Raw genomic sequence first — 22,899 nt, forward strand, 5'->3', positions numbered from 1 at the left:
CGGGCCCAGACACCTTCAACAGTGTCTGGGCCCGAACCTTAAGGTTTGGTTGCCCCCGCGCGGGCAACCGGAAGAACCTAGTTCTCTAGCTTCGGTGCTGCGTCAATCTTGTAGTCGAACAGCTTGTACTTGTCGATGGCTTGCTGCAGGACCGAGTGGTCCAACTTGCCGTCGTAGACCAGGCCCTGCAGGACGCGGACTGCCGTTGACTCAGCGTCAACATGGAAGTAGCGACGTGCCGCGCGACGGGTATCGGAAATACCGAAACCATCGGTACCAAGGGTCAGGTAGCGACCTGGGATCCAGGGGCGGATCTGGTCGTGAACCATCGAGGTCCAGTCGGAGGTTGCCACGAACGGACCTTCGGAACCCGCAAGCTTCTGGGAGACATAGGGGTGGCGGTACTCTTCATTCGGGTGGAGGAAGTTGTGCTCATCAGCGGCAACTCCGTCCCGACGCAGTTCGTTCCAGGAGGTCACAGACCATACAGCCGCATCGACGCCCCAGTCATCTGCCAGGAGTTGACGGGCCTCGCGAGCCCACGGAACACCCACGCCCGAGGCCAGGATCTGGGCCTTCAGGCCACCGCTGTTGGTGTGGTCATCAACCTTGTAGATACCGCGTAGAACGCCCTCGACATCCAGGTTCTCCGGTTCAGCGGGCTGAACGATGGGCTCGTTGTAGACCGTGATGTAGTAGAGAATGTTGGGATCGCGGGGATCATCCTTGCCAAACATACGCTGGATGCCATCCTTGAAGATGTACTTCATTTCGTATGCGTAGGCGGGGTCATAGGAGACGAAGCCGTCATTGGTCGAAGCGAGAAGTTGCGAGTGCCCATCGAGGTGCTGCAAGCCCTCACCAGTTAGAGTGGTGCGACCGGCGGTTGCCCCGATGACGAAGCCTTTTGCCAGCATGTCTGCGGCAGCCCAGAACTGATCGCCCGTCCTCTGGAACCCGAACATCGAGTAGAAGATGTACACCGGCAGCAGCGGGATGTTGTGCGTGGTGTAGGCGGTACCGGCCACCTGGAGCGCAGCGGCAGAGCCAGCCTCGGTAATACCGGTGTGCAGAATCTGCCCCTCGGTCGACTCCTTGTACGACAGCATCATGTCTGCGTCAACGGAGGTGTAGTTCTGGCCGTGGGTGTTGAAGATCTTCGCCGACGGGAAGATGGAATCCAGACCGAAGGTCCGAGCCTCATCCGGGATGATCGGCACAACGTACTTGCCGACTTCCTTGTCTCGCATCAGGTCCTTGAGAGCACGGACAAACGCCATGGTCGAGGCGACCTTCTGGCTGCCCGAACCCTTAGCCAGGGACTTGAACGGCTTCTCAGGAATCGTCTCCCACTTGGGGTTGTTCGGAAGACGCTCGGGCAGGTAGCCGCCCAGCGCCTCACGCCGTTCCTTCATGTAGAGCAGGGCCGGGTCGTCATCGGCCGGACGGTAGTAGGGCGGGATGCCCGGGTTCTTGTCGAGCTCTTCATCAGAGATCGGAATCTGCAGGCGGTCACGCAGCAACTTGGCGTCGTCAGCCGACAGTTTCTTCATCTGGTGGGTTGCGTTGCGGCCTGCGAAGGACGGCCCGAGGGCATAACCCTTAATTGTGTGAGCCAGGATGACCGTGGGCTGTCCGGTGTGCTCCATGGCTGCCTTGTAGGCGGCAAAGAGCTTGCGGTAGTCGTGGCCGCCGCGACGCAGATCCCAGATCTGGTCATCGGTCCAGTTCTCAACCATCGCCTTGGTGCGGGGGTCGCGACCGAAGAAGTGCTCACGCACGTAGGCGCCATCATTAGCGCGGAACGTCTGGTAGTCACCATCCAGGGTCTGGTTCATGATGTTGACGAGGGCGTGGTCCTTGTCTGCGGCGAGCAGCTGGTCCCAGCCCCGACCCCAGATAACCTTGATGACGTTCCAGCCGGCACCCTTGAAGAATGCTTCCAGTTCCTGGATGATCTGGCCGTTACCGCGAACCGGTCCGTCAAGGCGCTGCAGGTTGCAGTTGACGACGAAGGTGAGGTTATCGAGACCCTGGACCGCAGCCATCTGAAGAAGGCCACGTGACTCTGGCTCATCCATCTCACCGTCACCGATGAAGGCCCAGGTGTGCTGCTGGCTGGTGTCTTTCAGACCGCGTAGGTGCAAGTACTTGTCAACCCATGCCTGGTAGATGGCGGCGGCCGGTCCGAGACCTAGGGAAACCGTGGGGTACTCCCAGAACCAGTCCATCTGGCGGGGGTGGGGGTACGAGGGGAGACCGTGGTCAGTTGAGGCCTGCTGGCGGAATCCGTCGAGGTCGTCCTCATCGAGACGTCCTTCCACGAAGGCGCGGGCGTAGTTTCCAGGGGAAGCGTGGCCCTGGAAGAAGACGTGGTCGCCGCCGCCCGGGTGGTGCTTACCGCGGAAGAAGTGGTTGAAACCGACCTCGTAGAGAGTCGCAACCGAAGCATAAGAAGAGATGTGACCGCCGACGCCAACCCCCGGACGCTGAGCTCGAGTCACCATGGCCGCTGCGTTCCAGCGGATCCACATGCGGTATCGCTTCTCCATTGCCTCATCACCGGGGAAGTAGGGCTCCTGCTCCACCGGGATCGAGTTAATGTAGGGCGTCGTGGTCTCAAGCGGGATCGAGACGTCACGACGGCGCGCCTCATCGAGCATATGTAGAAGCAAGTAGCGTGCGCGCGGCGCACCCTTCTCAGCAATAAGGCCCTCGAGCGAGTCGATCCATTCCTGTGTTTCATCAGGATCGTTGTCGGGTACTTGACTGAGCATTCCGTTTACAACGGGCCTATTCAGGGGACTCAACGTAAACCACATCCTTGAAGTCATTTTTCACCCATTAGTGATGGGTGGACATGACTTTATTGTCTCTCAGAAGGGACGGTGTTGGCGACCCATCTGGGACCTTTGGGTGATGAACTTCGACTCACAGTGTGCAACTGGAGCCCCGTGGGGAGAGGCGAGGCAGGGAGAATGACCTCAAACGGGACCGTGGCCCATGATCTCTTGTGCCAGACGCAACTTAGGTTCCATTGGGTCGCCGGTCCCTTACTATCCCTCTGAGTGTCCCAATAGAATAGGGTTTCGTATACTGGCCGGGCTCGACCGCGGTCGGCAGTTTTGTTTCCATTCGGAAGGTGGTTTGTCAGGTGGGCGATGGCCTCGGGTTCACTCCCGGTCAGGTGGTTCAAGAGTTCTACTATGACGAGGACGTGGACGACGACTTACGCGCAGCCGTAGAGAAGGCAGTTGGTGGCTCAATCGTCGACTGGGATTACCAGGACATGGTGGATGGCGTCATCATCTGGTGGCGTGAGGAAGACTCGTTTGAAGAGGACCTCACCGATGTCCTAATGGACGCCAGCGCAAACCTTGATGACTCGGGTGGCACCATCTACGTGCTGACACCGAAACCAGGTCGCGACTCTTCAGTTCCGATCGATCAGGTTGCCGAGGCCGCGAAGACGGCTGGCCTCAAACCAACCACGTCGACATCAGTAGCCCAGGATTGGGCGGGAATGCGCTTGGTGGCGCGTCCTCGGACCCGTTAGATCATTTCTGGTTGACGTAGATCACGTGGTTTTGGTCGAATCTGATTTCGGCGTAAGACTGTTTTATGCGTATGCTGTACGGGTTGCTTGAGAGTTTCCCTCCCGGTGGAGCCTCAAGTGGCTTAGGGCCTATAGCTCAGTTGGCTAGAGCGCCACGTTTACACCGTGGATGTCGGGGGTTCGAGTCCCTCTGGGCCCACCACTTGGACACCTCTTTGGATACAAAGGGGTGTCTTTTGGTTTTCTGTGACGCTGGGGCTGGTTTTGCGTGTAGTTCTGCGGTTCTGCGGCGTCCGCACAACTTCTCTGCATGTCTTAATTGGCGCTTCTAGGTGGCCACACGGTCTCAACGAGTTCCCGGTTCGAATGTGGCGAGACGTCCTGCTGGTTCGGTTGCACCCGGGGTGGGTGCAGGAGCGGTGGGAAACGCGCGGCGTCAAAAGGTATAGGCAAACGTCAAAAGGTTCGGGCCATCGTCAAATCGTTCACTTTTTCGCTATATGTCCCCTTTCTAGATGCGTGGCCCACAGGTAGTCCACGAGCGCAAGGGAAACCCCGGCAGCAAGGCGCGCATGCCGCTCGGACAACCCCATGTAAGAAGCTGATTTTCCATGGCCGATCCCGTAACTGTTGCGTAGTTCTGCTAGATGTCTCGCGACGCTTGCCAGGCTGCCAAGTAAGGCTTTGACCGCGTTTACATCGGGGACATCATTCTTGACTTCCCGAGGGTTGATTGAGAGGACTGTCTGGGTCCTATCTACCAGTTTCGGCACGTCGTCGTGCTTTTCGTATTCGACACCGTTGCGTTCTAGGATCGTCTTACAACAGGACTCGATGAGCTCTTTGGCGATGCCAATCGACGCAGTTGGGTGCGTACTAGCTTTCTCCCATAACAGGGTCCGCTGCTCATCGAGGTAATCGCTAGTGAAGCCTTTACTTTTGAGGCGTTCTCCTATGCCGTCATCGCTAAACTGTGCAGATATTTCGGCTAGAATCGCATAGCAACGTGCGGCTAGCTTGGTCGACGTGTCATCTGCATTTTCACTCCGCACACTCTCCCATTCCTTCATGAGCGCATGAAGAAGCTTTGCCGAATCAACACGGTCGGCGGACTCCATGAAGGCTTGGAGAGATTTGCCTTTGGAGAGTCCGTAGTGCTCGATCAGCCTGATCCCGACAATCGAGTATGTGAATCGATCGAAATCGTCGTTGCGAAAGTCTAGGACGTAACCACCTTCGTTCAGCAAGTCCATGAACGGCCGATATTCGCCGTATTTCAGTGGGTTCGTCGTCACTACATGTCTCCCTAGGTCTTTTGTCGGACGAGTTCTATCACAATAGAAATGTCGTAATTAGGAATGGGACGTACGACCCAGGACTGCTAATAGGGACCCACCCGCTAAGCCAGTTCCCTCCACCGGACCTCGGTAGCGGTCTGCGTTGTTGTTCGCCCAGAGTTAACCGTCATCCTCGCGCACGTACCCCAAAACTCTGGTGAGAATCTCCCTTCTCTGCCTTCCCATAATGGGTTCTTCTCTTACAAGATGCCCATGCACCTAGGGCAATGCCGCGGGTAAGACATCATGTCGCGACGGTCGGTGGATAAGCTCGATTGCCACGCGCGAGACAAATTCTCAGCAGAGTGAAGCGATCGAACGTAGATCCGTACGCGCTCACGACTAGCTCATGTTCTTGATTGATGCCTTGATATGCTCTTGCTCAGCCGTCGTCAGGCCGTAGAGATCAAAAAGCTGTTGGTCGACATCCGCTAGGTCCGCATTCCAGTCGATTCGAGAGTCGTCAGAAAAATCCACGAGAGGGACGAATCTGTAGGTCTGCTTCGTGCCGTGCTGGCTAGCCTTCGCTTGTGAATGGAGGAACCTTGCAAACCTGGTCTTAAGGTATGCAGCCAGGTGGTTGGCGGTATCTTCGGTCAAACTCATATCTGCGCCAACAACCAGGTACGTCTCAGTGCATATCTCCCCGGGTTGCCCCAACAGAGTATTCTGGTTGTCGTCATTTAGCTCGGTGCCTATGTTGTTGGATTCAGGCACAAAGACTTTCCATTCGTCAATCCATCCTCTGTGTGAAGCGACTTCATCTCGTTCGACGTAGCCAATCTTTCCTGCTCGTCCGAAACACCGAACGGCATCGCGTAAGCCCTTCGCGCTGCTCCTGAAGCGCGCATCCTTGATGAAGAATGTTCGGAAGCCGAAAGCCTTGGCCGCCGAGACATGAGACTCGAGGGTGCCCCGGTCAGACATGTTCAACACCTTTTCGACAATGCCTACGCCACGCGTGTCTCGAAGGAATACGCCGAGCCCAAAGGCGTTGAGTGGTCGCGTCGCAACGTTGGCCGTGCCAGTGCCAACCCGGCTTGTGACTTCCGTTCCACCCTCGTCTAAGGCGTTATAGCTTGTATCACGAACGAAGTAACAAATGCCACCACGATTGTTGGTGCCGGGGAATACAGCCTCCGGGCTGAGAAAATCGTGTAAAGCGCTAATGTGACCGTCATCCAGCATGGTTTCTCGGAACTCCGCCAACTCTTTCCCTTTTCCGCCCGTGTACCACCGGGCCGGAATAACAAAAGAAGAGACTCGGGGATCTAGTGCCGATGCAATGCCAACGAACTTCTGGTAAATAGGGCGTGCACTCGAGCCAGCGCCACCGTCGTCTTGGTGGTACGGCGGGTTTCCTACTACTGCACCGAATTTCACGTGTGCGGCCTCCTCGTCCGGGATGCTTTGTTGGGCGTTGGTCCAGTTTTCAAGGTAGCTTGCGGCTCCGACATATTTGTCTTCGCCATCTTCGCTCTGTATACCGAGCAGGTCGTAGCTGTTGTACGCTTCTGCGATGTTCTCGGTCTTCAAGCCTAGGATTTCGTAGAACCGCCTCGTGAATTCGTAGGCAATGCTCGAGGTGGGAATCGAGTAGATCGAGTCGCGCACCAGGTTCGCGTCCAGGCCCATTTCCCCGGCTAGCCGTTTGTAGGCTGCAACAGCGAACTCGCCCGACTTACTGGCGATGTCGAGGAGCTTCTCGCCGTTTAGCAGTGACTGTTTCAGTTGTTCAGCGGGTAGGGCTGCGATCATCTCATCGCACAGCCATTCCGGTGTTCGGACTTCCGAATCGGAGATCCGACTGAACTTTCCAAGTGCCCGCTGAGCTCGCTCCAAAGGTTGGAGCTCGGCATCGTTCGCGAGCGTGGAGATGTTCTGGATCTTGTAGTCGAGTCCGCTCAGTTTGAATGGGTCAAATGCGTCGAGCATTCGTCTCAGGACCGACGGTTCCAAGTCGAGGTTCCGGGCAAGACGCCCATCGCTGGCTTCGATGGCTTCCGTGATGTCGCTGAGTGAAGCGACTGGTTGCGGGTTGAGCAGCGCGAAGAACAACAATCGTTGGTAGTAAGTCTGGAGCTTTTTCTGAAGCACCATAGTGTTGCCGTCGGTTGGGTCTTCGCTTGGGTCCGGCTTGTCCTCGGGTTTGGATTTGCCGTCGTCGTCTTCAGCGGAGCTGTCACCGGTGTCGAGGTCATCGCCCTCGCCTTTTGCGGGTTCAACTTCTAGCCCGAGACGACTGCCGATTTCCGCTTGCCGTTCGATCGTGGCCAAGATCTCTGCGTCGGCTAGGAGAGCGAGATCTATGGGAATGTCCCTTGCTTCGTCTTCGATGCTCCGTTTGTTGTTGTATTCCGCGACGGCTTCGAGGATGTCGCTTGGCTCGACTTGGTGAATGCGCCCGGCGTTCAGCGTGATTATTGGGGAAATTCTCAGTTCGTCTGCGATGCGTTCCTTGAGTCGAGTGTTGCCGTTCTTTTCGGTGTTCGCGTTGTAGATGAGGGATTTGCGTTCCTGCATGCGAAACATGCGGCTCGGGTCGAAATCAACCAGTAGGGTCTGTGGCTTGAGATTCTCGCGAATGGTAGAGCCGTCGGCAGCTTCGAGTTCCCTGGTGTATTGGTTTTGGAGCCGGAATATGGCCTGGTCGTACTCCTGGGGCGATGCGGTGCCTTTCAGGAACAGCATTGTGTCCCACTGTTCGACCGTTGACCCGGTGAGCATCCGGTTGACCGTGAGCGTAATCGTCTTCTGGTCTTCTTCTTCGGCCTTCCTTATGGCGGCCTTGACGTCCTCTGGGGTTTTGTAGGAGGTTCCGCCGTCTACACCTGAAATGTTGATGATCTTGTAGTCACTGAGGTTAAGAAACTCGTCCCGGTTGGACTCGATGAGTCTTTCCATGGCGTCACATGACGCACAGAAGGGGAGCACGACGACTAGGTGGCGGCACATGTCGCCTTCTTTGATTTTGTCGTAGTTCAGGAAGCCGAGAACTGAATCGTCCGCTTTGCTTCCGTCGATCACGCGTAGGAGGTCGAGAACCTCGGCTTCATGTTCGAACTGCTTATAGGCTCCTTTGTCGTCCTTGGTAATGGACTTTGGCTTCAGGAGTGCTGAGAGTCCGTAGGCGGTGCCGCTGGCGCGCAAAGCTTCCATTTTCTTGCGGGACGATTCGTTGGGGTTGAAGGCGAAACGGACCATTTCTGGGAACCCGAAGTAGGGGTTGTCCCATTCGTTCTGTTCGTGAGCTACATCTGTCAGATTGTGCTGGTCCCAGCGTTGCTGGTCGGCGACGATGTCTGTGAACTGGACGAACGATACGATGTCCTCCGGTTCGAACTCTTCGCCCATGAGGATGCGGTAGGGAGTTCCCGACAGATGTAGGCGCACCCTCGCGTTCAGCGCTTTTTGGATTTCCGAGTCCGCATCCTGGAGGTCGATGTCCTTATCGTGTTTACTCGCTTTTGCGAGCAACCTTTCGTTGGCCTTCGCATCTTTCTTACTGAGCACCCTGCCGTACTCCTCGGCTCTCGCTCCGAAGTGGGTTTCGTCAACGATGAGGAGGTCAGCGGTCCGTTCGAAGAGCTGTCGATGCTTATCCTTGACCGCTTTGCCTTGGAGGTCTTGCAACGTCAGGAAGACCACAGCGGTGCCACCGTTGCCCGTGGTGTCTTCAATAGCGGACGTGTTGCGGAGGAGTGCGTCGGAGTCGAGGAAGTGGTAGCCCTCAAAATTACCGGCAACCTCGACCGTCTTCTTCCACTCGGACCGGACGTCAGCTTTGGCGGACACGATGACCACTAGCTTTGAGTCGATGGCCTTCGCGCAGCAGAGCGACGTGAATGATTTACCGAACCGCATCACCGCATACATGAGGAGGTTACGGCGCCCCCTCGCAACCGCAACCTTGAACGCATCTACGGCATCAGCCTGATTCGGACGTAAATCCCAGATGGGACCACGCACGTAAGTCTGTGTTTCGGGCAGCTTGGTCGTAGCGTCGTAGAACGTGTACTTGCCAGGACTCTCTTCGTACGCTGCTCGAATTGATTCGATGGCTGCTGCGACGTCGTCACGTGTAGCGTCTTGGAAAAACTCGCGGCTCAGGTACGGTAGATGCCTCTCGTGCGCTGCAGATTCAGTGAGTCTGGGGCGGCCTCTGTCGTACTCAATGTAGTGGTGGACCGAGTGATCCCGGAAGTACACGTCGTCGTTTATGGAGGCGGAGCCGCGAAAGACCTCATCGAGGTTTTCGAAGTGCTCTAGGTTTTCAAACACCTTGCGCCACTCAGCCAGGCGTACCGGGACTGGTCTGTAGGTGTCGCCCACTTTCAGGTAGTTGGGGACGGTGTTCGTGGCGAACGCGTATATGTGAGGCTTAACGCGTCCGACGATAATGCGGTCGAGGACAGACTGGTTCTCAATCTTGGAAGTCATTACTGCTAGTTCCCGTCAGCCAGTGCGGCGAATGTGGTTGTTTTCTTACCCCGCCAGTCTCGAATGCGGCACAGGGCCGCTTTCTTATCTTCCGCGGGCGTGTCGAAGAGTGTAGGGAGTAATTCTGGCGAGGATGGCTCGTGGAATGGGGGTGCTTGTGTGAATGCGTCCATTTGCCAAAGGTTCCAAGAGATGACCCGGGCAACCCTGCGCAGTTCGTCCCGGCTGGGTTCCCGCCTCAGGGCCGCGCGCGCGTAGTCGGTGTAACTGGCTAGGATGTTCTCCCTGGCTAATAGAAGGCTGTCGCCTTGAAGCTCGAAGCCATAAATGCTCTGAACCGCCCGAAGGGACCAATTCAGCCATTCCTCTTCGGACGTGGTGTTTTCTTGGACGACACGCATCTTGCGGTCCAGCAGACCTATGCGTCTCTCAAGTTTGATGGGAGCACCGGTTGTGGCATCGTAGCGGCTTACCAAGTAGGGGGCCTCCCCGCAGGCGACCTCCATCCGCCGCTCGTCCACGTAGCGCTTCCACGAGCGCGGCCCGGCGTCCTCGAAATCGATGAGGTCCCGGTTAGTGCGCCATCCGTTCTTTGTGGGCCTGTTGAACACATTGGGACGACCAAACCACGCTTCGTCCACTAAGTTGTTTTGTTCGTTGCAAAGCCACGACGGTGTGAACACTTCCGCCCGCTCTTTGGTTCGCCCAAGCTGGTGGTGTTCAACCTTCTCGACGCGCGGTTGGAGTATCCCCGCGTTTTCGCCCGTGATTGCATCGACCGTGATCTCGTCTTCGGCGCCGAACCCGCTACCGCGCGATGCGTGGTCTTCGGTTGCCCAGACAATGTTTCGGCCGGTGGTGTTGTCTCGCAACAAGAGTTTGAGCAGCGTTGGATCCCTCTCCAGAAGGGCTTGTTCATCAACGTCGACCAGCATCTGCGGTACCTTCCTTGGCCAGTTCGCAAATGTCGCCGATTTGGCAGTCGAGAGCGACGCATATACGGATCAGAGTGTCTGTGGTGACGGTTCCGCCCTTTCCGAGTTTCGCCATCGTTGATGGGGATACACCTGCCTTGGCTTGGAGCTGGGTCTTGTTCAAGTTTTTGTCTATCAAAAGTTTCCAGAGCTTGTTGTAGCTGAGCCTCACTGATCGTTCCTCTTGTCCTTGGTATTCCAAACCCGTCCGTAAAGAGCCGCCTCACCCTCGCCGACTTCAATGACGGTATGTTCCTGGACGATGTCCCGGGTTCCTGGTGTGTAAGACACGGCCTTGTCGAAGGCAACGAAGATTTGCACACCGAGGGCCGCCGCCTCAACATACAGCTTCATGATTTCTTCGACAGGCTGGTCACCGATGTTCTTGATGATTGGAGAGTCATGAATGATTGCGGGCAGCGCGGTTAGGGACGCGATTGCCAGGTCGAAGACGATTAGGTTCTTCGCCGTCGTTCCATCGCCCGTGTCGCGGGGAGTGCCGTACGTGTACCTCTGTCCACCGTTAGATGTCTCTTTGAGTTCGAATATCGGCGGATACTGGGCCCCGTCGTAGATTCGGTCATTTAGTTCCTCCAGCCTTTTGTTTAGGCTGCTGGTCATCTCCTGCAGCAGTTCGGGGCGTCTTCTCGCCAGCTCGTCAGCGGCCTCTTTTGCCTCATCCTTAGCGTCTTCGGTCGCCTCCCAGGCGTCTGCCTGTGCGCGTAGTCTCTGGATCTCTGCCTTCAGGGTCCCGGCTCTGTCAAGTTCTGCGTCGTTGAGGTTGGAGGAGACGTTGATGGAAGCCATTTGGGCTCGGACCAAGTTGATCTGTTGGTCGAGCATATCGGCCAGTTTCTGGTAGCGGATTTCTTGCTCGTCCAGTTCCCGTTCCAAGATGCCCGCCAGGCGATAGTGGAAGCCCTCGATTTCCCGCAGACTCACGATGTTGGCTTCTGGGAAGAATGCCTGAAGTTGGCTGATGTCTTCGGTGTCGATCTGAGGAGTTCCGATTCGGCTTGCTTCGATTACAGCGAGTTTAGCGCCGGTGGTTTTCCTGTCGGTGATCAGCGAGTTTAGTTGAGCGGAGAGTCGTGCCTTCTCTTCAGCACCGGCCATGTCCTCGTCGAAGAGGCGCTGATCCGCGCCCGCACGAAGGTTCTCAAGTTCTGTTTCTGCTTCTTTTAGTCGGGTCTGTGCCTTCTTGTAGTTAGTCTTGGTGCGCAGGGTGATGTAGTCGCTCAGTCCTAACCGTGCTGCGGCTTTCAGGGTTGTAAGTCGCTCCTGGGCTTTGTCGTTGCGGTCTTGGAGCTCTTTGATTGGCTGGTAGACTCCGAACAGTTTTTCCAGCGCTTCGATGTCTGCGACAGCACGGCTATCCCCGACCTTGAGTGGTTTGGAGTATGCGATGTCATCCTTTTCGTGGACTCTGGAGAACCTGCCGAATGCTCCGCGCCAGCTCAGGTCGGGGTCGGTCAACTTGTATTCGTCCTTGAGGAACTTCCGGAACTCGTTGAGTGACCATTCGTCCTCGCGCGTCCTGTAGTGCTTATCGGCGTACACCTGCACATACCCGGGTCGTGAGGTGTCGCGGCTGAAGTAGTACTCCCTGTCCGCGAACTGGAAGGTGAAGTAGATAGTGTGGTCGCTTACAGCGAAGGGTTCGACGGTCTTGGATTTGGCGAAGTCGTCGCCACCGAAAGCGAAATCGATTATCAGCAGGGTGGTGGATTTGCCAATGGAGTTGGCCGCGTTCTTGGTGCCCTGGATTATGTTCAAGCCGGGGCCGAAGCGAATGTGCTGGTCTCGGCCCTTGTACGAGGCAAACTCGGGTACATAGATTTCAAGCAGCAATCTGGATCACTCCGTCCGCGTTCATCTCGATTTTTCTCAATGCGTACAGCACGGTGAGTGCTTCGATGAACCGGTAGGTTCCGCGCTCGTCGTCGCAGAAGCGCTCATTGAGGACTGTAAGCGGGGTGCCCTCCGGTTCGATCTGGGACAAAACTGGTGCCAGATCAGCCAACGTAGAGTTGTCGAAGCTGGTGAGCTTGCTAGGAAGCCGCATGCTGCACCTCGAAAACCTCGCAGATTTGGACGAAGTAAGAGACCAAAACGGCGCATACATGTTCGCGGTGTCCGGTTCGTTTCTGAACCCATTGAGTTAGGGCATCGAACGTGTCCGGTTGGGACGCGCTGGAACCAGCAAGTTCCAGGTAACGTCCGTTCATTTGGTTGCTCAGAAGACGAAAGTGGAGCTTGTTTTGAATTTCCAGGTCGCTCATGTATGAGTGCATCGTTGCGAAGTAGGTTGTCATCGCATCCCTAACTTGCAGCTGGAGCATTGGGTGGTTCTTGATCTTGGCTTCGATAGCCACAGGATCGTAATTAGGGTCGGAAGTGGCAGCGGGTAGCTGTTCTGCGGTTAGTTGCGAGACTTTGCTCAAGAGGTCAGCCAGTTGCCGCTCGAGGTTCAACGGAACCATCGCTTCTATCAGAAGTGCCTCTTCACTCGTGAGCTTTGCTTTGGTGGCGCGGATGCGTTTCTGTTCTTCGAGCGACGGATCTGCTTGGTAGGAGGTCGCGCATTGGGGGCACATCACCACAAAGTCATCAAAACCTGGGTCCGCGCAGTTGGCGTCTATTAGCACTATCTCCGATACCGGCGCGCGGTTCGAACCGGCGGCCACACTTAGTGATCGGCCGCATGACGCGCAGCCGCGGGCTTGTAGATATAGGGCGCGGGTGTTCTTGGCGGTGGCATTTGCTATCCGGAGGTTGCGTGCCGCTGTTTCTGGCCGGATGTCTAGTTTGGCCTTCTTGATCAAGAACTCTTGGGCGATCTGGGCGCACACGACGCTGACGTTGGCTACATCGACGTCGTGCATGCCGTGGCTGTCCAGGCAGGAGACGACTTGTCTTTTTGCAGGTACCGGGGCGTTGTCGATGACGCTGATGAAGTTGCCGAGGTCAATGCAATTGAATATAGCGTTCGCCAGCTTCTTGGTGAACGACCGGTCGCTGGAGAAGATTTTCCGCTTGGTCTCATCGCTGGCAAGGACACTCGGGTCATCGCGAGTGTTCCACTTGTCCTCTGGCACGCTCGTCAGCATCGAAATGACCTCGGCGACATGCTCAGTGCCGTTGTTACCTTTGCCCGTAACTGGCAGCAGGCACTTCAGTAGGTCACAAAACCGCACCTACGCCACCTTTCTCCAGTTTCTCCCTGCTTCTCCCCAGGGCTGCTCCCTCTATCTCCCCGGACACCGCAGACCCAAAAATACTGTTGGTTCTGACGGCTGAGCCACGATTATTCGAGGGCGCGCACTTCAAATAGTACGCGTTCCTCTGGGTGTTCGCAGAGTAAAACTCCACGAACGCATGATCCGCGGGTTGGTTGTCCGGAGTAGCTGGTGGTGGCCACCTTCAGTTGCTGTGTAGGCCCAGGCGTAGCTAATCGGGGCTGTCCTAGAGATCAGCGGGAGACACGTTCGAGCAGCTGCGGCGCCTACTCACCTTGAGTGGGCGCCGCAGTGCGTTTGAGCGTCCTCCTGCGGGATCAACACAACTGGATACCAATCGAACGGGTCTCCCTTCCACATGGAAGGGGCCAGGCCCTTGGGAACCAACAAGCAAACCCAAACTCTCAAGATCCGCTACGAGAAAACCGAGGGCGTGCGGGAGTCCTCGTCCTGCATTTACGCCGAAGTGGAGGTGGACTCTGCAGAGGTCGACGTGTTCGTGGAGAACGTCCACCAGGAGCGCCTGCGCAAGGCCGAAGATCCCAGCTCGGTTGTCCGCTGGAGCGCGGACGAGACGGTGCGCGAGGTTCTCAACAAGCCCGAATACAACCAGGCGAAGAAGTATCTGCGCCACACCGCCTATGAAGCCACACCAGACGGGGACGGCGAAATCTCAGCCGTCGAGGCGTCGCTGACGTCGGGTGGTTATCTCGCTCAGGCGGGCGGGGTTGACCCGGCTGATTCCTGGGTGGGGGAGATGACGATCTGGGATGCGATCAACTCCCTGCCGCCTCGTGACAAAGCGATTCTCGTGGACGTGCGCTTGAACGGGCTGACCCAGGTTGAGGCCGCCGCGAAGTACGGGGTATCCCAGCCCCGCATCCAACAACTTCTCGCCCGCTCAATCAAGAGGCTGGGGGCGATCTTGCGTGAGGGGTTATAAACCGGTCCTTCTCGAAGCCCTCTTAGTAGCGGAGCCAGTGGGTGGTTTCGCTCCTAAGAGGAAGGAAATACGATGCGACACAAACTAAAAGTCCGCGTCAACGCAGGTGGGGGAGACGCCGGGCGCGTGGTCGGAGTCAACAGGATGGCTCTGCCCCGCAGGCTATACAAGCGCATTTTCGGTGGCGAACGCCGGGTAGCGGTTCTGCTGCCAGGAGTGACCGTTGATGAGGTCACCATCGTCGAGCGCGACGATCTGACTGACGTGGCTGAGGCCGCAGGTGTCATGGGTGGTGGTCCTAAGTGATCCCGATTTCAGCAGCGAACAAGATCATCGACGGCATCACCCAGATCAACGAAGGACTTGCTGAGCTTTCACGCTGGGTTGAAGCCCGGGCCTTCGATGGGATTGAGGATGAGTACGCGTTGGCGGGCGAACGCCCCCACCCGCCAGTAGAGGTTCCAGGAACAACGCCGCCTGCTAGTGCTGCCGAACCGGAGCCTCACGAGTCGCCAGTGACTTTGGTGGAGGTTCGCACGGCCCTGTCGGCCCTGTCGCAGGCGGGGGAGACCGACCAGGGGCGCAGCCTGATTGAAGCGACCGGAGCGGACAAGCTCAGTGCGGTTCCCCAGGACAAGTACACGTGGTTGATGGCACGGGCGAAAGAGATCGGCAATGCCTGACCAACACGCCATGCTCAGTGCTTCGGGTGCGCACCGGTGGATGAACTGTCCCCCCAGCGCCGTCCTCGAATCCGGCGAACCCGGGTCGACCTCTGACGCTGCCGAACAAGGTACTGCCGCGCATGCCCTGGCGGAGCACAAGTTGCGTAAGGCATTGAAGCAGCGATCCAAACGGCCAGTGTCCTCGTGGCAGGACGATGAAATGGATGAGCACACCACCGACTACGCGGCATTCGTCCTCGAACAGTTGGCTGCGGCGAGGGCGACCTGTCCCGACGCGCAGCTCTTGATCGAGCAGCGCCTGGACTTCAGCCATTTGGTTCCGGGTGGTTTCGGGACCGGCGACGCAGTGATCATCGCTGAACCCCGCCTGCAGATCATCGACCTGAAATACGGGCTGGGAGTCTTGGTTGAGGCTGAGCGCAATGCCCAGTTGATGCTGTACGCCCTCGGAGCGCTCCACGCGTTCGAACCGCTCTACGACATCACCGAGGTTTCGGTGACTATCTTCCAGCCCCGGCGCGGCAACGTCTCCACCTGGACCATCACCACAGAGGAACTCCTGGCATGGGCGGAGGAAGAAGTGGTGCACAGAGCTGCTCTGGCTGCTGAGGGTGCGGGCGAGTTTCGCTCAGGCTCTTGGTGTCAGTTCTGCCGATTGGCTCCGACCTGTAGAGCGCGGGCGGAGGCCAACCTGGAATTAGCCAAGCTCGAGTTCGCGCCACCTGCGGAGTTGACAGATGCGGAGATCGCGGAGGTCCTCACCCAGATCCCGCTGCTCACCAAGTGGGCATCCGATGTGGAGGCTTACGCGGCTTCGTTGGCGATCAACCAAGGGAAGCAGTGGCCCGGATTCAAGGTCGTGGCTGGCCGGTCAGTCCGCAAATACATGGACGAGACGGCTGTCGCTGAGGCCGCGGAGGCTGCGGGCTACGCGGACATCTACGACCGGAGACTCATCGCCCTCACGGCGATGGAAAAACTCATGGGCAAGAAGACCTTCACCGAGATCCTCGGCGACCTGGTCTTCAAACCCAGCGGGAAACCAACCTTGGTTCCCGACACCGACAAGCGACGCGCCCTTGACATCCGGAGCGCCGGAGACGAATTCACAAAAACACAAAAGTAGAAAGAGGCAACAAAATGGCAACTACAAATACTCGCATCGTAACCGGTGAAGTCCGACTCTCTTACGCGAACATTTGGGAACCCAAATCCATCCAGGGCGGCGCACCTAAGTACTCGGTGTCCCTGATAATCCCGAAAGGCGACCAGGCAACCCTGACCACGATCAACCGCGCGATTGACGCCGCAATAGAAGCTGGGATCGGCAAGTTCGGCGGGAAGAAACCCAACAAGGCCGCTCTCAAGCTTCCACTACGTGACGGGGATATCGAGAAAGACGATGAGGCCTATGCGGGGGCGATGTTCCTCAACGCCAACAGCAAGACTCCACCCCAGATTGTGGACGAGAACGTGGCACCGATCTTGGACCGCGCCGAGGTGAGCTCCGGCTGCTACGGACGCGTCAGCCTGTCCTTCTACGCGTTCAACACCAACGGGAACAAGGGCATCGCCTGCGGCCTTGGAAACATCCAAAAGACCCGGGACGGCGAACCACTCGGTGGCGGCCACGTCTCCGCCGCGGATGATTTCGGTGCTAGCGCCGACTTCCTCGCCTAGTCACTAACGAACACCTTGTGGGGCGATGACCAAACCGGCCATCGCCCCACAACCATTTACCTGAAAGGCAGACGGCATGGAGACCATCGCCATCGATCTGGAAACCCGGTCCAGCGTCAACCTCACCAAATCCGGCGTCTACAAGTACGCAGAGAGTCCCGACTTCGACATCCTCCTGTTTGGCTACTCCGTTGACCGTGGGCCGGTGCATGTCGTAGATCTGGCAGGAGGAGAAAGTCTGCCGCCAGATGTCTTGGCCGCCCTGACGGATACCAATATCGTGAAGACAGCGTTCAATGCCGCGTTCGAGAGAATCTGCCTCTCGTCCTGGCTGCGCAAACACCACCCAGGCATGCTCTCCGGCAACGGTTTCTTGGACCCCGTTCAGTGGCGGTGCACCATGGTGTGGTCCGCGTATCTTGGCTTGCCGATGAGCCTGGAATCAGCCGCCCAAGTCCTCTCCCTTCCCGTGCAGAAAGACGCCGCCGGGAAGAAGCTCATCAAGCAGTTCTGCGTGCCCCAAGGCCCCACCGTGTTCAACGAGGGCAGCGCCTTCAACCCGCCAGCCTCTGACGTGCAGGCCTGGCAACAATTCAAGGACTACAACCAACGCGACGTCGAGGTGGAGCTGGCAATCCAAGCCCGACTCACCTCCTTCCCAATGCCGGAGGCCGAGTGGGAGGCCTGCGCGTTGGACCAGCGGATCAATGACAGGGGTGTCGCCCTCGACCAGACCCTGGTCGACAACGCCGTGCGGTGCGCGACAGGCCACCACGACAAATCCATGGCCCGCGCCCAGCATCTCACGGGCCTGGAAAACCCAAACTCACCCTTACAGCTCAAGGAATGGCTGATCTCCCAGGGTTGCGACATCGGGGGGCTAACGAAACAAGATGTATCTCGGGCTTTGGAGGAATCTGTTGGAGATGTGCGAGAAGTCCTGACATTGCGCTCAGACATGTCCAGATCCTCAACCAAGAAATATCAGGCCATGCAACAAGTCGCCGGAGATGATTCTCGCGCCCGCGGCCTCATCCAGTTCTACGGAGCAGGCAGAACCGGCAGGTTCGCAGGCCGCCTCATCCAAGTCCAAAACCTACCCAGAAATCACCTGCCAGACCTCGAATCCGCGCGGAGCCTGGTGCGCGGCGGCCACTTCGACGCCCTCGAACTGCTCTACCCCTCAGTGCCAGACACGCTCAGTCAGTTGGTGCGCACCGCGTTCGTGCCCGCCGCGGGCCACCGGTTTATCGTCGCGGACTTCAGTGCTATTGAGGCCCGCGTGATCGCCTGGCTCGCAGGTGAAGAATGGCGCCTCGACCTCTTCCAAGCAGGAGGCGACATCTACTGCCAATCAGCGTCCCAAATGTTCGGGGTCCCAGTCGGTAAACATGGCCCTAACGCTGACCTGCGGCAAAAAGGAAAAATCTCCGAACTGGCCTGCGGCTACAACGGATCCGTCGGCGCACTGAAAGCCATGGGCGCCCTCGAAATGGGCCTACAAGAGGAAGAACTCAAACCTCTGGTTGACGCGTGGCGAGCCTCCAACCCCAACATCGTGCAACTTTGGGCGAACGTGGAAGAAGCCGCCATCCAAGCCATCACCACTAGAACCAAAATCAGACTGCACAACCTGATCTTCGCAGTGCGTTCTGGGATCCTCTTCATCACCCTGCCATCTGGCCGCCGACTGGCATACGTGCAACCGAGCCTGGGCGAGAATCGGTGGGGCGGCACCTCCATCAACTACTGGGGTGTCGGCACAGGCAAGAAATGGCAGAAACTGGAAACCTATGGCGGGAAACTGGTCGAAAACATCGTCCAGGCCATCGCCCGCGACATCCTCACCCACGTCCTCAAACTCCTAGATGACGCCGGACACAAAGTCGTGATGCACGTCCATGACGAGGCCGTCATCGAAGAACCCTTCACGTCACCTGCGACCGTCAAAAGCATCTGCCAACTCATGACCACACAGCCCTTCTGGGCCGACGGCCTCCCACTGGACGCTGACGGCTACGAATGCGTGTTTTACAAGAAGGACTAATGGGCTATTGGGCGTGATCTGCGGAGCGCCAAGGTGCCCCTGAGTGTTTGCGCGATCCGATGGCAATACACGTACCAACCAATTCACTGCTACTAGGAGCCTTTGATGATTGACCCGCCATGCCACCTCGACGAACGCGCCCGCGAAGGAATCGCCCGCCTCTTGGTGGAGCACGGCTGGTCCAGAGACGAACTGCAAGCATGCACCGGGATCCCGAAGACCCGTTTCCAAGCATGCATGGACGGCAAGCAATCCTTCGAACTCAACGACGTGTGGAACATCGGAAAAGAACTCGGAGTCAGTTTCGACCAGTTGGTCCGGGACCCCGAGGACCTGTCCTGAAAGCCCTTTAGCTGTGGGGGTTATATTTTCCTCCTCTTCGAAGCCCTCTATGTGGAGGGTCATGTAGTAGTTCCCATTTTTCGAGTCGGCCCTCCCTAGAAGGAGGAGTCGATCATGGCTACCAATATCGAAGTATTCACCAACGACACTTTCGGGACTCTGCGCACCACTTTGGACGCCACCGGCGCCACATGGTTCTTGGTCGCTGATGTTTGCGTAGGCCTTGACTTGCAGAACCCGACCGCCGTCGTGGCACGTTTGGATGAGGACGAAAAGGCTAAGTTCAACTTAGGCTTACCCGGCGGAGCAGCCTGGGTGGTGAACGAAGCGGGCCTGTACACGCTGATCCTGGCCTCCCGGAAGCCACAAGCCAAAGCGTTCAAACGGTGGGTCACCCACGAGGTTCTCCCAACCATTCGCGCCCATGGCCTGTACGCGGTGGAGGCGGTCCTCGACAACGACGAGCTACTCATCGCCACTTTGGAACGTCTGCGCAGTGAACGGGCAGCGCGGCTCCTTGCCCAGCAGGCTTTGTTGGAGGCCGAACCAAAACTGTCCTATTACGACGTGGTGTTGCAGTCCGACTCCCTGATGACGATCACCAGTATCGCTAAGGACTACGGCCTCTCAGGCAAGAAACTTAACCGGCTACTCGCCGACGCGGGAGTCCAATTCAAACAGTCGGGGATTTGGTTCCTCTACGCCAAGTACGCCGCGGCGGGATACACGCAGTCCAAGACGCATGTTCTTGATGACGGGCAAACCCGCATGCACACCCAGTGGACCCAAAAGGGCAGGCTCTTCATTTATGACCTGTTGAAGTCTCAGGGGATTCTGCCGGTGATCGAGCAGGGAGCAGAGGCGTGAGGCCGGTCGTGGCCCTGGATGGTCGCCGCAACGCTGAGGGCTACATGGACATGACCGCGTTCGAGGGACTCAAACGCGCCCAACGCACCCGGTTCGGATGGCGCCCCTTCGTCTACATTTGTTCCCCCTATTCCGGGGACGTTGAAGCGAACGTGGAACTTGCCCGCAGGTTCTGCCGGGTCGCCGTTCAGCGGCGCACCATTCCCGTCGCCTCGCACTTGTTGTTTCCCCAGTTCATGGATGACGCGGTGTCTGGTGAGCGGGAGTTGGCGATGTTCATGAACCGGATCGTGTTGTCTCGCATGGACGCGATCTGGGTTTACGCCGACCGCATCTCCACTGGGATGCGCCAGGAAATCGAGTGGGCCTACGTGCAAGGCACCCCCATCAAGTACTTCAACACCGGCTTCGGGGAGATCAAGCGATGACACCCATGACCTTGTTCTGCGCTGACATCGCAGGCCAAGAAACCAACAAGCACTACCCGCACAAACACGACATCATCACTCCCGATGATCTGGCTGAGGCGGTCCGGTGGGATCACGTTGCCGCCCAGTACCAAGGCAACCTGCGGGGCAACGCCAACTTCGAGACTTCCGACTGCCTGGTCATGGATGTGGACAACGACCACTCGGAGAACCCCGAAGACTGGATCAACCCCAACGACCTAACGGATCTACTGTCTGGGGTGGCGTTGATGACCGCGACCTCACGTAACCACATGAAGGCGAAGGGCCTGTCGGTGGCGCGGCCCCGATTCCACGCCTACTTCCCAATCACACCAACCACCGACGCGGACGCGTATGCGGGGCTGAAACGGCTGCTCGCAGCCAGGTTCGCCTTCTTCGACCGACAGGCATTGGACGCAGGCCGCTTCATCTTCGGCACCCACAACCCCGAAGTAACCATGGTTGATGGTGCGCAGACAGTAGATGCTTGGCTGGATGAGACTCAAGACCAGGACTTGTTTGCCCAGTTCGACGCCGACACCCAGGCCATTGGGGAAGGCTCCAGGAACTCCACCATGTCCCGCTTCGCCGCCAGGGTCCTCATCCGCTACGGCAACACCGGTCAGGCGCGGGAGTTGTTCGACCGGAAAGCAGACCTGTGCAGACCACCCTTGGGGGACGCGGAGTTGGAAGCGATCTGGCGGTCCGCCACCCGCTTCGCCACGAAGGTCGCTGCCGACCCTGATTACTTGTCGCCGGAGGCTTACGCGAACCTGACATCGTTGCGGCCTCGGGATATGACAGATGTTGGGCAGGCCGCAACCATGGCCGAAGAATACGCAGACAAACTCCGGTACTCGCCCGCGACTGACTGGCTGGTCTACAACGGCGCGTTCTGGGAAGAATCCGCCCCCGACGCCCAAGGGATCGCCCAAGACCTCACCGACCGACAGTTGGAAGAAGCAGAGAGCCTGGTGGAGTCGGTGCGGGCAAAGATGGACAACGCGGGCATCACCGCCCTCATGGGCCTTGGCGCATCGAGACAGAAACTCCTCGGAATGCTAACCCCCACCCAGATGGTCGTGTTCCGCGAATACGAGGACGCTGAAACCTATCGGAAGTACGCGTTGAAACGCCGGGAATCCAAGTCGATCACCGCCTGTCTGAAAGAGGCACGTCCGGTCATGCAAACCACCCCGGCTGCTTTGGACGCGGACCCGTACCTGCTGAACACGCCAACCGCGACCTACGACCTCCGCCAAGGACTATCTTCTGGGCGTGGCCATGCGGCGGCGGACCTGCTAACAAAGCAGACCAGCATCGACCCCAGCACCGAGGGCGCGGATCTTTGGAGTGAAGCTCTGGGTGTTTTCTTCCAGTCTGACCCAGAGTTGATCGGTTACGTGCAGCGCATCGTCGGTTTGGCTGCCATCGGGAAAGTCATGGTCGAAGCCCTCGTCATCGCCTACGGGGATGGCCGCAACGGCAAATCCACGTTCTGGAACACGGTGGCCCGCGTACTCGGCTCCTACGCGGGAAACATGTCCGCCGACGTCCTCACCGTCGGGTCAACGCGCAACGTCAAACCCGAACTCGCTGAGGCGAAGGGCAAACGGCTGTTGATTGCTGCCGAGTCCGAAGAAGGGGTGCGTTTGTCGACCTCCGTGGTGAAGCAACTTGCCTCCACGGACCAGGTGTATGCGGAGAAGAAGTACAAGGCGCCGTTCGCTTACACGCCGTCCCACCAACTCGTGTTGTACACGAATCATCTGCCGCGGGTTGGGGCGATGGACACGGGTATTTGGCGGCGCCTCATCGTGGTGCCATTCGAAGCGAAAATCCAAGGCAAATCCGACATCAAGAACTACGCCGACCACCTCTACGACCATGCGGGCGGCGCTATCCTCGCCTGGATTATGGAGGGCGCCAGGCTCATCCACGCCGAACACTACAAACTCAACCCACCCCAACAGGTGGTTGAAGCATCTGAGGCGTATCGGGAGGAGAACGACTGGTTCTCCCAGTTCCTTGAAAGCTGCTGCGACACGTCAAACCCGAACGAGACCGCCAAATCTGGGGAGCTGTACCGAACCTACCGGGCGTGGGCCGCGTCCACCGGCGGCTACGTGCGTTCGACCACCGACTTCTACGCCGCGTTGGAGCGCGCGGGGCACCAGCGCCACAAAACCAAGAGCGGAATCGTCGTGCGCGGCCTGGCGCTCAAGAGCGAATTCGACAGTCAAGAAGCACCGTTCTGACGCTATCGGCCGTGCCGAAATAGTCGCCAAATATCGACAGGGTGCATGTCTATGCAGGTCTCTACTAGAACTTCCCTTAAG

At 57.9% G+C, this 22,899-nt stretch carries 19 protein-coding genes and 1 tRNA gene; 12 read left to right on the plus strand and 8 right to left on the minus strand.

Going from position 1 to position 22,899, the window contains the following annotated elements; translation table 11 throughout:
* Positions 1–77: 77 nt before the first annotated feature.
* Positions 78–2,822 (minus strand): pyruvate dehydrogenase (acetyl-transferring), homodimeric type, encoded by a 2,745-nt coding sequence (gene aceE, locus CS903_RS06555; protein WP_503089911.1) that lies wholly within the window; start codon positions 2,820–2,822, stop codon positions 78–80.
* A gap of 332 nt (positions 2,823–3,154) precedes the next feature.
* On the opposite strand from aceE, the gene CS903_RS06560 reads away from it, so the two are divergent.
* Both CS903_RS06560 and CS903_RS06565 read left to right on the plus strand, forming a co-directional pair.
* The gene (locus CS903_RS06560) at positions 3,155–3,556 is read left to right on the plus strand and encodes a DUF3052 domain-containing protein (protein WP_099332753.1); all 402 of its coding nucleotides are present in this window, start codon (positions 3,155–3,157) and stop codon (positions 3,554–3,556) included.
* Between the two features lie 125 nt (positions 3,557–3,681).
* Positions 3,682–3,758: transfer RNA gene (locus CS903_RS06565), tRNA-Val, on the plus strand.
* 283 nt (positions 3,759–4,041) lie between these two features.
* Here the strand turns inward: CS903_RS06565 and CS903_RS06570 are convergent.
* The 7 genes from CS903_RS06570 to CS903_RS06600 form a co-directional block, all read right to left on the minus strand.
* The gene (locus CS903_RS06570; protein ID WP_099332754.1) at positions 4,042–4,851 is read right to left on the minus strand and encodes an abortive infection family protein; all 810 of its coding nucleotides are present in this window, start codon (positions 4,849–4,851) and stop codon (positions 4,042–4,044) included.
* Positions 4,852–5,235: 384 nt separating this feature from the next.
* On the minus strand, positions 5,236–9,333 hold the full coding sequence (locus CS903_RS06575; RefSeq protein WP_099332755.1) for an Eco57I restriction-modification methylase domain-containing protein: 4,098 nt from the start codon (positions 9,331–9,333) through the stop codon (positions 5,236–5,238).
* Between the two features lie 5 nt (positions 9,334–9,338).
* A complete protein-coding gene (locus CS903_RS06580; RefSeq protein WP_099332756.1) occupies positions 9,339–10,268 on the minus strand; it encodes a restriction endonuclease subunit M in 930 nt (309 codons plus the stop codon).
* Positions 10,252–10,479, minus strand: coding sequence for a helix-turn-helix domain-containing protein (locus tag CS903_RS06585; protein ID WP_099332757.1), 228 nt, complete (start codon positions 10,477–10,479; stop codon positions 10,252–10,254). The genes CS903_RS06580 and CS903_RS06585 overlap by 17 nt, the downstream gene beginning before the upstream one ends.
* Positions 10,476–12,158, minus strand: coding sequence for a DUF2326 domain-containing protein (locus CS903_RS06590; RefSeq protein WP_099332758.1), 1,683 nt, complete (start codon positions 12,156–12,158; stop codon positions 10,476–10,478). Before CS903_RS06590 ends, CS903_RS06585 begins: the two co-directional genes overlap by 4 nt.
* A complete protein-coding gene (locus CS903_RS06595; RefSeq protein WP_099332759.1) occupies positions 12,148–12,372 on the minus strand; it encodes an ABC-three component system middle component 7 in 225 nt (74 codons plus the stop codon). Before CS903_RS06595 ends, CS903_RS06590 begins: the two co-directional genes overlap by 11 nt.
* Positions 12,359–13,504, minus strand: coding sequence for an ABC-three component system protein (locus tag CS903_RS06600; RefSeq protein WP_099332760.1), 1,146 nt, complete (start codon positions 13,502–13,504; stop codon positions 12,359–12,361). Before CS903_RS06600 ends, CS903_RS06595 begins: the two co-directional genes overlap by 14 nt.
* 418 nt (positions 13,505–13,922) lie before the next feature.
* On the opposite strand from CS903_RS06600, the gene CS903_RS06605 reads away from it, so the two are divergent.
* From CS903_RS06605 to CS903_RS06650, 10 genes are all read left to right on the plus strand, one after another.
* Positions 13,923–14,489 (plus strand): sigma-70 family RNA polymerase sigma factor, encoded by a 567-nt coding sequence (locus CS903_RS06605; protein ID WP_164996704.1) that lies wholly within the window; start codon positions 13,923–13,925, stop codon positions 14,487–14,489.
* Between the two features lie 72 nt (positions 14,490–14,561).
* Positions 14,562–14,795: a hypothetical protein gene (locus CS903_RS06610; protein WP_099332762.1), complete on the plus strand. Its 234-nt coding sequence runs from the start codon at positions 14,562–14,564 to the stop codon at positions 14,793–14,795.
* Complete coding sequence (locus CS903_RS06615; RefSeq protein ID WP_099332763.1) at positions 14,792–15,172, plus strand: hypothetical protein; 381 nt, start codon at positions 14,792–14,794, stop codon at positions 15,170–15,172. Before CS903_RS06610 ends, CS903_RS06615 begins: the two co-directional genes overlap by 4 nt.
* Positions 15,165–16,301 carry a DUF2800 domain-containing protein gene (locus CS903_RS06620; RefSeq protein WP_099332764.1) on the plus strand — a complete coding sequence of 379 codons (1,137 nt, stop codon included), beginning with the start codon at positions 15,165–15,167 and terminating at the stop codon, positions 16,299–16,301. Before CS903_RS06615 ends, CS903_RS06620 begins: the two co-directional genes overlap by 8 nt.
* A 14-nt stretch (positions 16,302–16,315) precedes the next feature.
* Complete coding sequence (locus tag CS903_RS06625) at positions 16,316–16,855, plus strand: DUF2815 family protein (RefSeq protein ID WP_099332765.1); 540 nt, start codon at positions 16,316–16,318, stop codon at positions 16,853–16,855.
* A gap of 76 nt (positions 16,856–16,931) precedes the next feature.
* Entirely contained in the window at positions 16,932–18,902 is a 1,971-nt protein-coding gene (locus tag CS903_RS06630) for a DNA polymerase (RefSeq protein WP_099332766.1), read from the plus strand.
* A 105-nt stretch (positions 18,903–19,007) separates the two neighbouring features.
* Positions 19,008–19,244, plus strand: coding sequence for a helix-turn-helix domain-containing protein (locus CS903_RS06635; protein WP_099332767.1), 237 nt, complete (start codon positions 19,008–19,010; stop codon positions 19,242–19,244).
* 114 nt (positions 19,245–19,358) lie between these two features.
* Positions 19,359–20,111 carry a phage antirepressor gene (locus CS903_RS06640; protein ID WP_099332768.1) on the plus strand — a complete coding sequence of 251 codons (753 nt, stop codon included), beginning with the start codon at positions 19,359–19,361 and terminating at the stop codon, positions 20,109–20,111.
* Positions 20,108–20,539 carry a DUF7768 domain-containing protein gene (locus tag CS903_RS06645; protein WP_442316364.1) on the plus strand — a complete coding sequence of 144 codons (432 nt, stop codon included), beginning with the start codon at positions 20,108–20,110 and terminating at the stop codon, positions 20,537–20,539. Before CS903_RS06640 ends, CS903_RS06645 begins: the two co-directional genes overlap by 4 nt.
* Entirely contained in the window at positions 20,536–22,818 is a 2,283-nt protein-coding gene (locus CS903_RS06650; protein ID WP_099332769.1) for a phage/plasmid primase, P4 family, read from the plus strand. Before CS903_RS06645 ends, CS903_RS06650 begins: the two co-directional genes overlap by 4 nt.
* The last annotated feature ends 81 nt before the right edge of the window (positions 22,819–22,899 follow it).

This window comes from Actinomyces minihominis, from assembly GCF_900187855.1.
Classification (GTDB): domain Bacteria; phylum Actinomycetota; class Actinomycetes; order Actinomycetales; family Actinomycetaceae; genus Scrofimicrobium; species Scrofimicrobium minihominis.

What these genes read in the sequence shown, in the direction of transcription:
- aceE (WP_503089911.1), bottom strand. Translation starts at nt 2,822, where the DNA reads ATGTGGTTTACGTTGAGTCCCCTGAATAGGCCCGTTGTAAACGGAATG.
- CS903_RS06575 (WP_099332755.1), bottom strand. Translation starts at nt 9,333, where the DNA reads ATGACTTCCAAGATTGAGAACCAGTCTGTCCTCGACCGCATTATCGTC.
- CS903_RS06580 (WP_099332756.1), bottom strand. Translation starts at nt 10,268, where the DNA reads ATGCTGGTCGACGTTGATGAACAAGCCCTTCTGGAGAGGGATCCAACG.
- CS903_RS06595 (WP_099332759.1), bottom strand. Translation starts at nt 12,372, where the DNA reads ATGCGGCTTCCTAGCAAGCTCACCAGCTTCGACAACTCTACGTTGGCT.
- CS903_RS06610 (WP_099332762.1), top strand. Translation starts at nt 14,562, where the DNA reads ATGCGACACAAACTAAAAGTCCGCGTCAACGCAGGTGGGGGAGACGCC.
- CS903_RS06620 (WP_099332764.1), top strand. Translation starts at nt 15,165, where the DNA reads ATGCCTGACCAACACGCCATGCTCAGTGCTTCGGGTGCGCACCGGTGG.
- CS903_RS06625 (WP_099332765.1), top strand. Translation starts at nt 16,316, where the DNA reads ATGGCAACTACAAATACTCGCATCGTAACCGGTGAAGTCCGACTCTCT.
- CS903_RS06630 (WP_099332766.1), top strand. Translation starts at nt 16,932, where the DNA reads ATGGAGACCATCGCCATCGATCTGGAAACCCGGTCCAGCGTCAACCTC.
- CS903_RS06635 (WP_099332767.1), top strand. Translation starts at nt 19,008, where the DNA reads ATGATTGACCCGCCATGCCACCTCGACGAACGCGCCCGCGAAGGAATC.
- CS903_RS06640 (WP_099332768.1), top strand. Translation starts at nt 19,359, where the DNA reads ATGGCTACCAATATCGAAGTATTCACCAACGACACTTTCGGGACTCTG.
- CS903_RS06650 (WP_099332769.1), top strand. Translation starts at nt 20,536, where the DNA reads ATGACACCCATGACCTTGTTCTGCGCTGACATCGCAGGCCAAGAAACC.